At 44.2% G+C, this 16,320-nt stretch carries 14 protein-coding genes; 3 read left to right on the top strand and 11 right to left on the bottom strand.

The features are described from left to right. Positions 1-224 precede the first annotated feature (224 nt). On the top strand, positions 225-1,502 hold the full coding sequence (nhaA, locus tag FLAVO9R_RS02275) for a Na+/H+ antiporter NhaA (protein WP_159528411.1): 1,278 nt from the start codon (positions 225-227) through the stop codon (positions 1,500-1,502). Here nhaA and FLAVO9R_RS02270 read toward each other — a convergent pair. The 4 genes from FLAVO9R_RS02270 to trxA all read right to left on the bottom strand — a co-directional run bounded on the left by FLAVO9R_RS02270 (position 1,464) and on the right by trxA (position 7,679). Then, positions 1,464-4,280 carry an ATP-binding protein gene (locus FLAVO9R_RS02270; protein WP_159528409.1) on the bottom strand — a complete coding sequence of 939 codons (2,817 nt, stop codon included), beginning with the start codon at positions 4,278-4,280 and terminating at the stop codon, positions 1,464-1,466. The two genes, nhaA and FLAVO9R_RS02270, sit on opposite strands and share 39 nt — an antisense overlap. 27 nt (positions 4,281-4,307) lie before the next feature. Beyond that, complete coding sequence (locus FLAVO9R_RS02265; protein WP_159528407.1) at positions 4,308-5,597, bottom strand: amidohydrolase; 1,290 nt, start codon at positions 5,595-5,597, stop codon at positions 4,308-4,310. Positions 5,598-5,808: 211 nt separating this feature from the next. After that, a complete protein-coding gene (gene rho / locus FLAVO9R_RS02260) occupies positions 5,809-7,074 on the bottom strand; it encodes a transcription termination factor Rho (RefSeq protein ID WP_057794263.1) in 1,266 nt (421 codons plus the stop codon). Positions 7,075-7,352: 278 nt separating this feature from the next. Next, on the bottom strand, positions 7,353-7,679 hold the full coding sequence (gene trxA / locus FLAVO9R_RS02255; RefSeq protein WP_013785606.1) for a thioredoxin TrxA: 327 nt from the start codon (positions 7,677-7,679) through the stop codon (positions 7,353-7,355). A 99-nt stretch (positions 7,680-7,778) separates the two neighbouring features. On the opposite strand from trxA, the gene rhlB reads away from it, so the two are divergent. Beyond that, entirely contained in the window at positions 7,779-9,086 is a 1,308-nt protein-coding gene (gene rhlB, locus FLAVO9R_RS02250; protein WP_159528405.1) for an ATP-dependent RNA helicase RhlB, read from the top strand. Positions 9,087-9,099: 13 nt separating this feature from the next. Continuing rightward, positions 9,100-10,611 (top strand): Ppx/GppA phosphatase family protein, encoded by a 1,512-nt coding sequence (locus FLAVO9R_RS02245; protein ID WP_159534339.1) that lies wholly within the window; start codon positions 9,100-9,102, stop codon positions 10,609-10,611. 107 nt (positions 10,612-10,718) lie between these two features. On the opposite strand, the gene hemB is transcribed toward FLAVO9R_RS02245, so the two are convergent. Genes hemB through tatA form a run of 7 tightly spaced genes read right to left on the bottom strand, consistent with a single transcriptional unit; the run spans position 10,719 to position 16,260 of the window. Continuing rightward, positions 10,719-11,717 carry a porphobilinogen synthase gene (gene hemB / locus FLAVO9R_RS02240; protein ID WP_159528403.1) on the bottom strand — a complete coding sequence of 333 codons (999 nt, stop codon included), beginning with the start codon at positions 11,715-11,717 and terminating at the stop codon, positions 10,719-10,721. 3 nt (positions 11,718-11,720) lie between these two features. Then, positions 11,721-13,610 carry a sensor domain-containing diguanylate cyclase gene (locus tag FLAVO9R_RS02235; RefSeq protein WP_232370557.1) on the bottom strand — a complete coding sequence of 630 codons (1,890 nt, stop codon included), beginning with the start codon at positions 13,608-13,610 and terminating at the stop codon, positions 11,721-11,723. 5 nt (positions 13,611-13,615) lie between these two features. Continuing rightward, the gene (locus FLAVO9R_RS02230; RefSeq protein ID WP_159528399.1) at positions 13,616-14,395 is read right to left on the bottom strand and encodes a TatD family hydrolase; all 780 of its coding nucleotides are present in this window, start codon (positions 14,393-14,395) and stop codon (positions 13,616-13,618) included. Between the two features lies 1 nt (position 14,396). Then, positions 14,397-14,930, bottom strand: coding sequence for a hypothetical protein (locus FLAVO9R_RS02225; protein WP_159528392.1), 534 nt, complete (start codon positions 14,928-14,930; stop codon positions 14,397-14,399). Positions 14,931-14,956: 26 nt separating this feature from the next. Beyond that, positions 14,957-15,712: a twin-arginine translocase subunit TatC gene (gene tatC, locus FLAVO9R_RS02220; protein WP_159528390.1), complete on the bottom strand. Its 756-nt coding sequence runs from the start codon at positions 15,710-15,712 to the stop codon at positions 14,957-14,959. Next, a complete protein-coding gene (gene tatB, locus FLAVO9R_RS02215) occupies positions 15,713-16,012 on the bottom strand; it encodes a Sec-independent protein translocase protein TatB (RefSeq protein ID WP_013785614.1) in 300 nt (99 codons plus the stop codon). Continuing rightward, positions 16,012-16,260 (bottom strand): Sec-independent protein translocase subunit TatA, encoded by a 249-nt coding sequence (tatA, locus tag FLAVO9R_RS02210; protein ID WP_159528388.1) that lies wholly within the window; start codon positions 16,258-16,260, stop codon positions 16,012-16,014. The genes tatB and tatA overlap by 1 nt, the downstream gene beginning before the upstream one ends. Between the last annotated feature and the right edge of the window lie 60 nt (positions 16,261-16,320).

Here is a 16,320-nt window from a genome sequence, read left to right as displayed (position 1 = left end):
AGGTAAATTGGATAACCGGAAAAGCCCGCGATTGTAGCCTAAATCGCCAACAAATCCCACATATTAGCCATAAGTGATCTAGCCGAGCCCTCATTTTCGTAAAACACTTATATAATTACAAATGGTTAATACTTCCAGTGCCACTTGGTAATCTTTACGACTACCTCTTTTTTCTCGACTGGTTGTAAGCCTTTATTTGGCTAAGGTAAACGGAGGTATCAATAATGTCGAAAGAGCATCAAACAGGCGTAATTGATGAAGTTATTGAAGAAGTGCAGGACGTAGTATCAGATTTTCTTAATAGAGAAGCCGCGCCTGGCATTTTACTGATGATTGCTACTGTTCTGGCGCTTATCATTGCTAACTCTCCTCTTGATCACCTATACGACCAATTAATTAGCCTACCGGTGCAAATTTCAGCAGGCACGTGGGCGATTGATAAGCCCTTACTTTTATGGATTAACGATGGCTTTATGGCCGTTTTCTTCTTTCATGTTGGGTTGGAGCTCAAACGTGAAATATGTGAAGGTGAACTATCAAACCCCAAAGATATTGTTTTACCTGCCACCGGTGCCATAGGCGGCATGCTATTACCGGCCTTAATTTACGTTGGAATTAACTGGGACAACCCTGTAGCAATTGCCGGGTGGGCGATTCCAGCGGCAACCGATATTGCCTTTGCATTGGGTATTTTGGCGTTATTAGGAAGCCGTGTGCCCACTAGCCTTAAGATTTTTTTAGTCACCTTGGCCATTATTGACGATATTGGCGCTATTGTGATTATTGCGCTTTTCTATACCAACCACATCACTATGGGTGCGCTGTTGGTGGCAGCGGCTTGCTTACTGCTGTTATGGCACATGAACAGACGCAATGTAGTGGATATTCCTGCTTATATGATGGTAGGCATTATCTTATGGGTGGCGATGCTCAAATCTGGAGTACATGCCACGCTAGCCGGTGTTATTTTGGCGGCCTTTATACCCATGCGTGACAGTAAGGATGAAACCTACTCGCCGGTAACCCGCTTAGAACGTAGCTTAAATAGCACAGTGAGTTTTGCCATTTTACCCCTCTTTGCTTTCGCTAATGCAGGGATAAGCTTCGGTAATATAAGCCCAGAGGGCATTTTTCACCCCGTTACTTTTGGCATATTTTTGGGCCTAGTGATAGGCAAGCAAGTTGGGGTATTCGGCTTTTGCTATTTAATGATTAAGCTCAAGCTGGCAACCTTGCCTGATGACCTCAACTTAAAACATATTTACGGTTGTGCCCTGCTGTGTGGCGTGGGCTTTACCATGAGCTTGTTTATTGGTGGTTTAGCCTTTGAAGAAACGGGTATTAATCAGATTTTCGACGAGCGAGTGGGTATTTTGGCCGGCTCAATTGTATCGGCAACCTTGGGCTACATTGTATTGTATATGGTAGGCAATAAACCTGTTAACAATAGAGGAAAAGTAGCGTCAAACGCGAGCAAGTTCACGGGCAATACTGTCGATTAACACCTGTTTTCTAATCGGCTTGCTTAAATGTGCATTCATACCGGCGGCTATACACGCCGCCTTATCATCGGCATAAGCATTTGCCGTTAATGCAATAATGATCACGCTATCTTTGTTCAGCGCATGCTGACGAATCTGTTTCGATGCAGTAAGGCCGTCCATTACAGGCATTTGGTAATCCATTAAAATAACATCAAACGTATGACGTTTCGCAGCCTCTATCGCTTCAATACCATTTTTAGCCCTGATGCGTTTAACGCCAACAGAGCCAAGCATATCCATGACAATATCAGCGTTTACATCGTTATCTTCAGCAAGTAATACTCGTAGTGTGCTTGGTAAAGAATGCGCTTTTACATTGGATGTAGCTTCTTGCGTTTCGCCTTTTTCACACGGAAAACTAAAATAAAAAGTGGTTCCTGTGCCTTCAGTACTTTCAACTGTAATACTGCCACCAAGGAGCTCTACAAGCCCTTTCGTAATGGCCAACCCCAATCCAGTCCCCCCATAATCACGGGTTATAGAGGCATCAGCCTGTTCAAACTGATCGAATATGCTATCAATCTTTTCTGGTGGTATGCCAATGCCTGAATCTGTAACCGAACAATAGAGCTCGCCTTGGGTGTAGCTATAATTGGCTTCAACCAAAATGGTGCCTTGATGGGTAAACTTAATCGCATTGCTTACCAAGTTATTAATGATTTGGCTAAGCTTGCCTCCATCGGTAATCACCACTTGTGGAACATTTTCATCAATACTCACGTCAATCGAAATGCCTTTCTTGCTTGCACTTCGCTCGTACAGCACACTGCACGCATCGATGGTTTGTGCAACGGAAACACTTCGCTTATCCAGTAGCATTTTACCTGACTCAATTTTTGACCAATCTAAGATGCTGTCGAGGATCATTAAAAGGTGGCTGGCAGAAGTCGATATCGTTTCCGTTCTATGGCGTGCCCCGTCAGGTAAGGGTAACTCCATCATTAATTCGCACGATCCAATAATGCCATTCATTGGGGTACGAATTTCATGGCTCATATTGGCTAAAAATTGGGTTTTAGCCACGCTCGCCGCTTTTGCTTCTTCAAGCGCCGTGGCCAAGTGTCGCGTTTTCTCTTCAATCTTATTTTCTAAACTATGGTTAAACTCAGCGAGTTCAACATTTAGCGCTTGTTCTTTGGCGCGGGCGAATTCAAGGGCTTTAAAAGCATCAAATAAGCGCCCTTCTAAGCTACTAAACTCATCATTAAGAGAAGCAAGTTCTTGTATGTGCAACGTACTCCCCGCTAACGTTGCCTCTCTACGTACTTCTGAAGGCGTAAAATTGGCTATATAGCGTATTAGCCTGCGAATGGGAGACTCAATCATTCGTGCCACCACAGAGCCCATGAACGTACCAAACACTGACAAGGCGAGGAGCAATAATAAGTCAATCAACAAATACTCGCTCATTGCCGACAAAAAACGTCGATAATCGTAGTAATAGCTAACCTGCCAATCTGCGGTAGGCAGCTGACCTTCCAGCCTCAACCATTGCTTGTTAAGCGGCCCATCTTCAATTTTGATATCGCACTCACCATCGCATGAATACGCAGGCGCCTTGTTCAGTGGCTTTAAGCCTAACGCGTCTGACGCGTAAATAACCTCACCTTTAGCATCTTCGAGTAAAAGCGAAAAACCATCAAGATTAAGTGCATCTACTGTCGAGAAGCTTCGAAGGGATAATGAGCCTTCTACAATACCAATAGGTGCGCCATTGTCATTTAGAATAGGCGAGGACATGGCAACAATGGCATCGTTTCCAAACCCTTGCCCTTGGAAAACATTAGAAAGATACGGCCCGCCCGTTTCCATTGCCTGAGAAAAATAAGGTCGGTAAGCCACATTGCCAGCACCGACTGCCTGTGCTTTGTTCAATAGTCCAGGTGGGTAGGAGTGGGTTATATTTCCACTTTCATCGGCCACTAAAAAAGTGATGAATTCAGGGTAATGCGCAGCTAAAACTGAAAGCTGATTGCTGCTAGCCTCTTCTAACTTTTCAATTGCATAGGGCGTAGATAGTGATTGCGAAGCAACAGCGATCGCTTTTTGATGTTGCCCTATAAAATCGGATAATTGTTGCTCTAATACCGCAACACGTTGTTGCATGTACCGAATGATTTGTGCTTCTTGATCATCTTGATATAGCGCGACAGATAAATACACCACCGCCATGGAGGCTGCAAAAAAACAACCTGAAAAGAAATAACTGAACAGAAAATGCAGTGAGACTTTTTCTTGCGACCCCGTATTGGTGTGTTTAAGCCCTTTATTCGCTAGAAACACAAAGTGCCCAGAGATAAGCCCAAACACACCGCTTACCCAGGTGACAAGCACACCCGAAAACATCATTGTTGGCTGGTCGGCTTCGTAAAGCGCATGTTCTAACAATAATATGGGTAGGAAAATAAGCGACCAAAAGCCAGCGCCTACTTTAATTACTCGGCTCAGGGATTTTTTGTACCCGAATAAGCTTACTACGATTGGGAGTAAAGACAAGCTTTCTTTACCCACAATACTGCCGTGAGTTAGCCATAAAGGAACGCAGATAACTAACGCAATCGGTATTGCGATTACAGGAGGGAACCGAAGTGCGGCATATACGCCAACCCCAACCCCGAAAACAGCGATACCGCTGCTATCAAATGGCGCAGGCACTGCGTTTAAAGCAATACCCACAACCACTACAAGTAACAGGTGTAATACCAGAGTTAACGACCACTGATGTTTATCGTACAACAACGCCCCCCTCTGGCATCACCATGATTAATGTTGCGCCATGTAATCTAACGTAAAGTTAGTCAGTAATTTCACACCTAGTTTCATACCCGAATCGTCTACATAAAACTCAGGGGTATGGTGAGCAGGGCTATCTTGCTCGGAAACATCCAGCGGCTTCCCACCAACCCAAACATACAAGCCTGGCACTTCCTCTTGGAAAAAAGAAAAATCTTCCGCTCCCGTGACAGGTTTAGACACGATGGCATTTTCAGCCCCTGCAGTACGTTGCATGGTTGGCACCATGGCTTGCGTAAGTTCGGGGTCGTTATAGGTAATGGGATAGTAGTAATCTAAAGGAAGCGTTAGTTCTGCTTGAGCACCCATACTCTCAGCGATAGCGTTCACTTTACGCGGAAGCGATTCGTAAATATGTTCACGTGCTGCTTTATTTAACGTGCGAATGGTGCCTACCATTTCGACTTCGTTGGGAATAATGTTTGAACGGTTTCCGCCATGAATTGAACCGATAGAAACCACTGCAGCATCATCAATGAGCTTAAGTTCACGACTAACAATGGTTTGAATAGACATGATCATTTGCGCCGCAGTGACCACTGGGTCGACACTTTTCCACGGGTACGCGCCATGGGCTTGCTTACCGTGAATAACAATTTTGAACGGGTCTACCGCAGCCATGGTGCCGCCAGAGTTGTAGCGCACTGTGCCTACATCGGTGTTTGAACTAATATGTAACCCGAAAATAACATCGACATCAGGGTTTTTAAGTACCCCTTCTTTTACCATGACTTCAGCACCACCCGTCTCACCAGAAGGTGCACCTTCTTCAGCAGGTTGAAAGATGAACTTCACTTTACCTTTAAGTTCACCTTTAATATTAGTCAGTATTTTTGCCGCCCCCATTAGCATGGCCATGTGAGTATCGTGTCCACAAGCATGCATAACTGGCACGTCTTGGCCGTTATATTCGCCCATTTGCGTAGAGCGGTAGGATAAATCACCCTGCTCTTTAACCGGTAAACCGTCCATATCAGCTCGCAGCGCGACAACAGGGCCGGGTTTGCCGCTATCGAGTATCGCAACTACACCTGTGCTAGCTACGCCGGTTTCAACTTCCAGGCCAAGCGATGTAAGGTAGTTTGCTACGTATTTCGCGGTGTTAAATTCACGATTAGACAGTTCTGGGAATTCGTGAAAGTGGTGGCGCCATTCAATAACGTCTGCTTCTACTTCCGTGGCCAATGCATCAACATTGACTTGTGCAAAGGCAAAAGTGGCACAGCTTGCCATAGCGAGAGAGATTAACTTTCGATACATAACATCTATTCCGTTGTAGAGTAAAACGCCAGAATAAACTATCTGGTAGCTAAAAAATACGAGTACCAATTGCGGTGTGACTTCTGAAAGTAACCTATTCAATGGCCAGTGAACATTAGACAGAAGTCTAATAAGAATTGTTTCTATTAAGTGGGAAGTAAGATTCGGGCACAAAAAAAGCGCCCTTAGGCGCTTTTTCTATAAAAACGGGTTAGCTCTTTTGACGCTTCATGGCGTTGAAGAACTCATCGTTAGTCTTAGTCATAGCGAGCTTATTGATAAGGAACTCTATGGCATCAATCTCTGACATCTCGTGCACAATTTTACGTAAGATCCACATTTTCTGTAGTTCTTCTTGCGACGTTAATAGCTCTTCGCGACGAGTACCTGAACGATTGAAGTCAATAGCTGGGAAAACACGCTTTTCAGCAATCTTACGATTTAAGTGTAATTCCATGTTACCGGTACCTTTAAACTCTTCATAGATAACTTCATCCATTTTAGAGCCAGTATCGATAAGCGCTGTAGCGATAATCGTTAAACTACCGCCTTCTTCAACGTTTCGAGCAGCACCAAAGAAGCGCTTAGGCTTATGTAGTGCATTGGCATCAACACCACCGGTAAGTACTTTACCTGATGATGGGATTACCGTGTTGTAAGCACGTGCTAAACGAGTAATTGAATCAAGTAAGATAACGACATCTTTCTTGTGCTCAACTAAGCGCTTCGCTTTTTCAATAACCATTTCAGCTACCTGAACGTGACGGCTTGCAGGTTCATCGAACGTTGAAGCAACCACTTCACCTTGTACAAGGCGATGCATTTCTGTTACTTCTTCTGGACGTTCGTCGATAAGCAATACCATCAATTCAGCTTCAGGGTGATTCGCTGCAATAGATTGCGCGATGTTCTGAAGTAAAAGGGTTTTACCGGCTTTAGGTGGTGCAACGATAAGACCACGTTGCCCTTTACCAATTGGTGAGGCTAGGTCTAATACACGCGCCGTAATATCTTCTGTTGAACCATTACCACGTTCCATGCGCATGCGAGATGCAGCATGTAGAGGAGTAAGGTTTTCGAAGAGGATTTTATTACGGGAGTTTTCAGGCTTGTCGAAGTTTACTTCGCGAATTTTTAACAGGGCAAAATATCGCTCACTGTCTTTAGGCGGGCGTATTTTACCAGAAATGGTATCGCCCGTTCGCAAGTTAAATCGACGAATTTGGCTTGGTGATACGTAAATATCATCAGGCCCTGCTAAATACGAAGAGTCTGCTGACCGCAAGAAACCAAAACCGTCCTGTAAAATTTCCAGAACCCCGTCACCGAAAATATCTTCGCCGCCTTTCGCATGCGATTTCAGTATCGAGAATATGATGTCTTGTTTTCTAGCGCGAGCCATGTTTTCCAGGCCCATTTCTTCGGACATGGCGACTAATTCGCTAATCGGTTTGTTCTTTAATTCTGTTAAATTCATACTGGTGGGTCTTTGTGCTTGGGGTTTGCTTACAGGACTGGTAGTCACTCTGTTCTAATTTTTGATTTGATTATGCCTGAATAGAGGCTAAGCAGAATGCTGCTCGGGTGAGCGCTAAGGAAAAGTTAGCACTAAAATTAATCAACGTCCAGCGTTTTACTCGTCAATTGTTAAATAACTTGTATTCACACTGTTGCAGGCGTTGTAACTGCTTATTTTTCATGTGTAAATAAAAAACCGGCAGCTAAGCCACCGGTTTTTTCTGAATTACTATTTTACTAAAGGTTTTCGTTTAAGAACTCAGCAAGTTGCGTTTTAGATAACGCGCCTACTTTGGTTGCCGCTACGTTGCCGTTTTTGAAAAGTAGTAATGTAGGAATGCCACGAATACCATATTTAGGTGGAGTTTCGTTATTTTCATCGACATTCAACTTGCCAACTGTTAACTTGCCTTCAAACTCGTTCGCAACTTCTTCTAAGATTGGCGCGATCATTTTACAGGGGCCACACCATTCGGCCCAAAAGTCAACCAGTACAGGACCTTCAGCATTGATAACATCTGCTTCGAATTTATCGTCAGATAACTGGATAATTTTGTCGCTCATTCTTTTCTCCATTTTTGGTCGGTCGCTGATTTGTTTCAGCTCTACCATAAGTGTTATATAGAAACCGTTTTTAATGCAAGCACTGATAAGCTATAAGCTATGCCTACTCACTTAACTGATACTCATTTTTCCGACCTGCCGATTAATAGCAAGGTTGTTGACGCCTTAACGGCGGCAAATTTCAATAATTGTACACCAATACAGGCGTTATCTCTGCCTCCATTACTGGAAGGCTTAGATATTGCCGGACAAGCTCAAACGGGTACAGGTAAAACTATTGCCTTCTTGGTTGCTACTTTTCATTATTTGCTAAGCAAAGCAGATAATGACGAGAACAGCAAATCAAAAGGCCCTAGAGCCATCATAATGGCGCCAACCAGAGAGTTAGCCGTCCAGATTTTCAACGATGCCAAATTGCTCAGTGAGCATACCGGTTTGTCGCTTGGATTGATTTATGGGGGCGAAGGTTACCAAAGTCAACGTGAAACCCTTGAAGAAGGGGTAGATATCATTATTGGTACGACAGGACGCATTCTGGATTATTACAAACAGAACGTGTTTACCTTGAATAACATTCAAGTTGCCGTACTTGATGAGGCCGATCGTATGTTCGATTTAGGCTTTATTAAAGATATCCGCTTTTTGTTCCGACGCTTACCGCCTGCAACTGAACGCCTAAGTATGCTGTTTTCAGCTACACTTAGTTATCGCGTTCAAGAACTCGCTTACGAGCACATGAACAACCCAACTCACGTTCAAGTGGCACCAGAGCAAACGACAGCAACACGGGTATCGCAAGAGCTGTTCTACCCCTCTGATGATGATAAAATGTTGCTGCTTCTTACGCTATTTGAAGAAGAGTGGCCAGATAAAGCCATTGTGTTTGCTAACACCAAATACAGCTGTGAGCGCGTAACCGACTGGCTTACTGCCGACGGTCATCGTGTTGGCTTGTTGAGCGGTGACGTACCACAGAAAAAGCGCTTGGGTATTTTAGAAGACTTTACCAAAGGTAAGCTAGACATTTTAGTGGCCACGGATGTTGCCGCACGTGGCTTACATATTGATTCGGTCACTCATGTGTTTAACTATGATTTACCTGACGATGCAGAAGACTATGTTCACCGAATTGGCCGAACCGGTCGTGCGGGTCAAAGCGGTATCGCCATCAGTTTCGCCTGTGAAAAATACGCATTGAACTTGCCAGATATTGAAAAATATATTCAGCATGCTATTCCTGTTACCGATTACGATGCGAGTGCCTTGCTTGAAGATGTAAATGCGCCTAAACCAAGACGCAGACGCACACCAAACACGAGAAACTCGTCTCGACGTGGCAATGGTAAAGGTCGTGGTAACAGCGGTGGAAATAGAGGTAAACCGTCTAATCGCGGAAACAGTAACTAACATTCGAGACAATATGCAGGCAGAACTTCAGCACGACTCTGAAAGCTATGGCGAATATTACGCCGCAGTAGACTTAGGCTCTAATAGCTTTCACATGGTCATTGTTCATGTCGTTAATGGTAGCGTTCAGATCATTGGCAAGGTGAAACAGAAAGTACGTTTAGCGGCAGGGTTGAATGACGACTTTGCACTAGATGAAATGAGCATGGAGCGTGGTTGGCAATGCCTGCAAACCTTTTCCGAACGGTTACAAGATATTCCCCCCTCAAATATTAAGGTAGTGGCTACCGCTACCTTACGTCTTGCGACTAATGCCCAAGTGTTTATTGGGAAAGCCGAGCAAATTCTCAAGCATAAACTCAACGTGATAAGCGGCGAGGAAGAAGCACGCCAGATTTATCTTGGCGTAGCCTATACCTCGGCAAATCAAGGTAATAGCTTAGTGATAGATATAGGCGGTGCCAGTACTGAAATTGTTATTGGCAACGACATGCAACCCATCCACTTAAAGAGCTTGGATATGGGGTGTGTGACCTTTATGGAACGCTATTTTGATGGCGGTAAGATCACCGCTGAAAACTTCGAAAGTGCTAAAAAAGCCGCGAAGGCATTACTTTCCCCTGTAGCGGACGCTTTTCTTTGTTTTGATTGGGAAAATTGCTTAGGTGCCTCGGGTACACCGCAGGCCATCACTGAAATATTGGTGGCGCAGGGCATTAGCGATTCAATACGACTTGATTACCTTCATCACCTAGAAAAACAATGTGTTGAATGTGGTGAAATTAACCAGCTTAACATTGAAGGTTTAGAAGAAAATCGCAAGGCCATTTTTCCTTCTGGCTTAGCCATTTTAATTAGCTTATTTGAAGCGTTAGCCATTCAAAATATGAATATTTCTGGTGGTGCGCTGCGCGAAGGGCTTATTTACGGCATGTTAGATAACATGCAGGAAAATGACCGCCGCGACCAAACACTTAACCAGACCATGGCTCGATACCATATCGATAAAGCCCAAGCGAATTCAGTAAAAAGTGTATCAACACAGCTATGTACACAGTTATGCGCACAGCAAAACATCTGTCATCTTGATACCGAAGCTATTTTAGGTGCAGCTGCGTTACTCCATGAAACGGGCTTGCATATAGAATACAAAAAGCATCATGAGCACGGCGCTTATATTCTGTCTTTTATAGATTTGCCTGGCTTCACACGCCTGCAGCGGGCGGCTATTCGAGACCTTGTTGCCCATCATAGATTAACTATTCCAGCTGATGCTTTTAGTAATTACCATGATGACTCTCAACCTATGTTATTGGGTTTACTTAGGCTGTTACGTATTTCTGTGGTGCTGTGTTTGCGACGACAAAACAAGCATATTCCCCATGTAGATTTAGTCTGCGACGGTGATAAATGGGAAGTGACCTTCCCTGAGGGCTGGCTGAAAGCACACCCGCTGATTAACGCTGAGCTAGCCAATGAAAGCTGGTTACAGCACAAAGCAGGCTGGGAACTTATCTGTAAATAGTCAGTGCTGAAAATTGCAAAGAACAAAAAAATGGGATGTAACCTAAGGTTGCATCCCATTTTTGTTTTTAGCCTATTTATTGTTTCTTTGATTTTCTATTCACGGCTCTAGTCGCCAGCGAGAAGCGCAGCCGCTTTCGGAGCAAAGTAAGTAAGAATGCCGTCTGCTCCAGCGCGTTTGAAAGCCAGTAAAGACTCTAGTATTACTGCCTCTTCGTTTAACCAACCATTCGCAAATGCCGCTTGATGCATGGCATATTCGCCACTGACTTGATACGCAAAGGTAGGCACCTTTAGCTCGTCTTTGCAACGGCGCACAATGTCTAAATAAGGCATACCAGGCTTAACCATTACCATATCAGCACCTTCTTGTACGTCTAACGCAATTTCGTGTATGGCTTCATCGCTGTTTGCAGGGTCCATCTGATAGGTCTTCTTATTACCGCCTTTTATGTTCGCTGAAGAGCCGACAGCGTCGCGAAATGGTCCATAATAAGCAGATGCGTATTTTGCTGAATACGCCATAATGCAGGTGTTAATAAACCCCTCGCGCTCAAGTGCATCACGAATAACCCCAATACGGCCATCCATCATGTCAGAAGGTGCCACAATGTCTGCGCCTGCTTCTGCATGTGAGAGCGCTTGTTTTACCAACACGTCAATGGTGACATCATTCATCACGTAACCGGCCTCATCCACCAAGCCATCTTGCCCGTGAGACGTAAAGGGATCTAACGCGATGTCAGACATTAACATCACATCTGGAAACTCTGCTTTTATTGCACGCATAGCCGTTTGTGCAAGGCCATCTGGATTGAACGCTTCTTTGGCGCACTCGGTTTTAAGTGACATGGGGGTAACAGGAAACAGGGCTAGTGTACGTATACCAAGGGCTACCCATTTTGCCGTTTCCTCTAATAACAGATCGATAGACAGACGCTCTACCCCAGGCATTGAAGGCACTTCTTCACGCTGACCTGTGCCAGGAAGAACGAATACAGGGTAAATAAGGTCGTTAGTAGTAAGACGTTGCTCGGCAACTAGATCTCGCAGTGCATCTTTTGCACGAAGGCGTCGCATGCGACGAGCGGGGAATGAAGCATTCATAAATTATCCTGAAATCGGTTTAAAGAGTACTTTGTTTCGTCCTGATTCTTTCGCAGCATAAAGCTGCTCATCGGCCAACCGAAGCAACGCTGCAGCATGATCTTCATCCGTGATAACACTGGTAGCCAGCCCTGCACTTATGGTTAGTTGTATTGCTTCTCCATCAAACATGATAGGAGATTTTTCGATGCGCTCGCGAATGGCCTCTACCACATGGTAGGCACCTTGGCTGTCGGTATTCGGAAGAATAAGTGCAAATTCCTCCCCGCCTATTCGACATAAATCATCGGATAAACGAAGCAACATACTTTGAATAATGCCCGTTATATGAATAAGACAGGCATCTCCACCAGCATGTCCGTATTTATCATTAATACGTTTAAAGTGGTCAATATCGATGACTGCAATAGACAAAGGAGTTTGCTCTCGGCGACTTCGTCTGCCTTCTGATTTTAACTTTTTATCAAAGTGACGACGATTATTAATTCCGGTAAGTGGGTCGATTGCCGTTAGCCGCTCTAGCTCTTGGTTTACTTCAGACAGCTCACGTAAGGTAATCTCAAGTTCTAACGTTCGCTCTTCTACTTTGTATTCCAAGTCATCTTGATAACGTTTCTGCACTTCTAGCAGGTCTTCTTTTGCCTTACTCGCCTGCTGCTCTTGTTCAAGGGCAAATTGTTGCGTGGTAATAAGTTCGTCGTACCTGTGACTATAATTAATTGCCAAGATAAGGGCTAAAATCACCGTTTCAACGGTACCTGCAATTATGAGTAAATAACTCGTAGAAATGCCTAAATTTATTATATTCACGCTATCTAGGCTAACGACAAAGCCGCTAAACAATAAAAATAGCCACGCCACAGAGAAGTATCGGGCAATAGGCACGCCTTTAAATGATAACCAGCCACCTGTGAACATTGCCACAAACACGATTATCGACAACATGACTAAATAAAGTTTTATGGCAAAGGGGTAAGGCAGTATCGCACTCGTGAAAATACAGCCTGCAAATGCCCACGCCGCTACCTTAGATATTTTATCTACTACTGCGCTAAATTCGGCAATAGGCAGTAAATGCCGGGAGAACAGTACGGCAAATAAAATCGTCGCATTACCAAAAATGAGTACCGCCTTGCCCTGCAACCACGCCTGCTCAGGCCATAAATAGGCATAGCCCAACCCCTGCAATGAAGCCAAGGTTAAGCCTAAGCTCAGTGCATAGCCGGTATAGAATAAAAACGAGCGATTTTTGGTAGTAAAAAATAAAAAGATATTACTGATGGCCATGGCACATAAAAAACCAAAAAACAGCCCCAGTGCTATATTTTGGCTTGCTGCGTATTCTATAAATTCTTTTTCTTCCCACACCACAATAGGCATGCGAATAGTGCCGCTAGATTTGACGCGAACTACTACGGTTTGCGGTTTAGCACTTAAAGGTAAGGAAAAAAGTGGCGTGTTATTCGCGATGGGGCGTACATTAAATGCTAGGTTGTCTCCGGCCTGGTAACGTACAACAGGCGAACTTGCTAACGGCGGATAAACCGCAACGTCAACACTATCTAGCAAGGCGTAGTCAATCTCGAAAAGGTAACGTAGCGCTTGAGATTCGTTGGGAGTGACAACAAAGGAGAACCAATGTACATCACTGCTCATTCCTAAATTTATTGGCGACACCGCTGGCGTCCACAGTTCTCGGGGTTTATCGAGCACTGTTTCAAAGGTTAACTGGTTCTCGGGATCGCTAACAAAGGCTAACTGAGAAACTCGGCTATTTGTGGTTCGCTCTGGTACTACACTTAGTGCAATGAACGCAAAAATTGACACCGCAACAACGGTAATAACGAAGAGGTAAAGATCGTAATTGCGAACTTTTTGACGATATATGTGCATTACCATTAATCACTGATACAAAATAAACGACAAGTATTAGCATAACTGCAATCTCGTAATTTATCAGGGGCAACCTGTATTAGTTCGCTAATTTGTTCACCAATATGAGGCAATAGCGCAGGCTCATTGTTGCGCTTTCTAGGCCGAAGAGTTTTCGGGAATAAGTAAGGGGCATCAGTTTCTACAACGATACGGTTTAAGGGAATGGTTGGAATTGCGTTACGAAGAACCTCTCCGCGCTTTTCATCACATGCCCAACCAGTAATACCGATGTACAACCCCATATCTAAATAGGCACTTAACTGGGTGGTATCGCCTGTAAAACAGTGTGCGATACCACCGCTAAGAGACGGCAGCACTTTTTGAAGGCAGGACACTTGTTGTTCAAACGCATCTCGTTCGTGAAGAAACACAGGCAAGTTCAATTCTACCGCCAACGATAATTGGGCTTCAAACACACTTATTTGAACATCTTGGGGAGAAAAGTTGCGATTAAAATCTAAGCCACACTCGCCCACCGCCACTACGCCAGGCTCTTTTGCCATGCTTCTTAATCGCTCGTAATCACTATCAACGACATCTTTAGCATTATGGGGGTGTATGCCTAAGGTATAACTACAAATCTGCGGAAACTGGTGATGAAGTGCAGCTGCTGCATCCCACTCGTTGGGATGAGTGGTAATAATACACAGCCTGGAAACACCGGCGTCCACGGCATTTGAAATAATCTCTTGAGGATTAAATCTGCGATCTAATAGATTAACGCCAGCGTCAAACCAAGGCATATTATTTTACACGTTTTACTTTCATGCGTTTGTTAAGCCCTTCTTTTTTCAAATAGAAAGCGCCTAATAATCCACGCTCAATTAGCACGGTTTCACCTTCTTTTACTTTCAACGTGGTATCTGTAGTTTGCTGCCAAACCGAGCCGTTATCGAAGGTTAAAATAAACTTCCCACGTGCAGTTTTCTTAATCTTAGTTACCTTACCTGCAAATGTGTCGGCCAAGGTTTCCGTTTTTACTTTGTGCTCTAAACCAAACTGCTCTTCTTTGGGCGCTGGCGCTTGGCTTACTGGCTCCACACGGCGACGTTCAGCGGCAACGGTTGGTGTGTGGCTAGGCATTGTAACCGGCAGACCTGCCTGCGCACCTGAGAGGCGATTGACTTGTTTTTCAACGCGGTCGTAGCATACTAAACGTTGAAGACTATTTTTGGTTTCGCTACATTTGGCTAGCGCTTCGCCTACGGTTTCTGCCTGTGCTAAAAACGCACTGAAAGGAAGTACACTTATTAGCAGTAATAATGTACGTTTTTTCATGGTAAATCCTTTGTTTTAATTAATTGTTATTCGATTTCAGTGCCCGTTTTTTCATCGTTATCTCGGCGGCCTTTTCCCGCATACAAGCTACCTACCACAACACCTATTTCAAACAATATCCACATAGGGATAGCTAAAAGCGTTTGAGAAATGATATCCGGCGGCGTAAGTAACATGCCCACCACAAACGCACCAACAACCACATAGGGGCGTTTTGCTCTAAGTGATTTTGCGTCGGTTACCCCCGTCCAGCACAGTAAGATAATGGCAATGGGAATTTCAAATGAGACCCCAAAAGCAAAGAAGAGTTTCAATACAAAATTAAGATAACTAGAGATGTCGGTACTGACCGTAACACCTTCTGGGGCCACACTATTAAAAAAGGCAAACGCGATTGGAAATACCACAAAGTAGGCGAATGCCATGCCCGCATAGAACAATAGAGTACTTGAGAGTAAAAGCGGCGCAACGAGCTTTTTCTCGTTACGATATAGGCCTGGCGCAACAAATCCCCACACTTGATAAAGTACGTAGGGAATAGCGATAAAGAATGACAACACCAGCGTAAGTTTAAACGGTGCGAAAAAAGGTGAGGCGACATCGGTGGCAATCATGCTAGCGTTTTCTGGCATAGAATCAAGCAACGGCAAAGCGAGCCATTGATAGAGGTCTTGCGAAAAGTACGCCAAACACAAAAATACCACCAGCACACTTAACAGTGCTTTTAGAATGCGGCTACGAAGCTCAATTAAATGAGATATTAAATTGTTTGCGTCAGACATTTACTGTTTTTTATATGGTTCCTGAACCGACTCAGCCGCTTTTTTAAGCTCATCAACACTTTGTTCAAGCTCTGGCGAGAGATCTTTCAAGCCTTGCTGCTCAGCTTTCTTCAGGTTTTCGTGTAATTCGTGCACGCGCAGCTGATGCTCAACTTCTTGCTTAAAGCCAGTTGCTGTATTTCGCACACTTCGAATAGTGTTAATGGTGGACCGCATGGCACCTGGCAAACGTTCTGGACCCAGTATCAACAAGGCCATCACACCAATTACCAATAGCTCCCAAAAGCCAATGTCAAACATCAGGATTTTTCTTTAACGTCGCTCTGCGTTTTCGTTGAAACAGTGTCAGCGGTATTAGCGGTGTCTGTATCTTCTACCTGCTTCTTCTGCTCGAAATCGGCATCTTGTTCGTTTTCAGTAACTGCTTTTTTAAAGCCTTTGATTGCGCCACCTAAATCGGTGCCAATCCCTTTCAAACGTTTAGTGCCAAAAAGTAAAACTACAATTACTAAGATAATAAGTAACTGCCAGATTCCAATACCGCCCATAAAAATAATCTCCGATACAACAGTTAGGGTAGTATGCCACCCAAAGCGCTAGCTTTCACG

This window comes from Alteromonas sp. 38 (assembly GCF_902506055.1).
Lineage (GTDB): Bacteria > Pseudomonadota > Gammaproteobacteria > Enterobacterales > Alteromonadaceae > Alteromonas > Alteromonas lipotrueae.
This window is presented reverse-complemented; position numbering and strand designations above follow the sequence as displayed.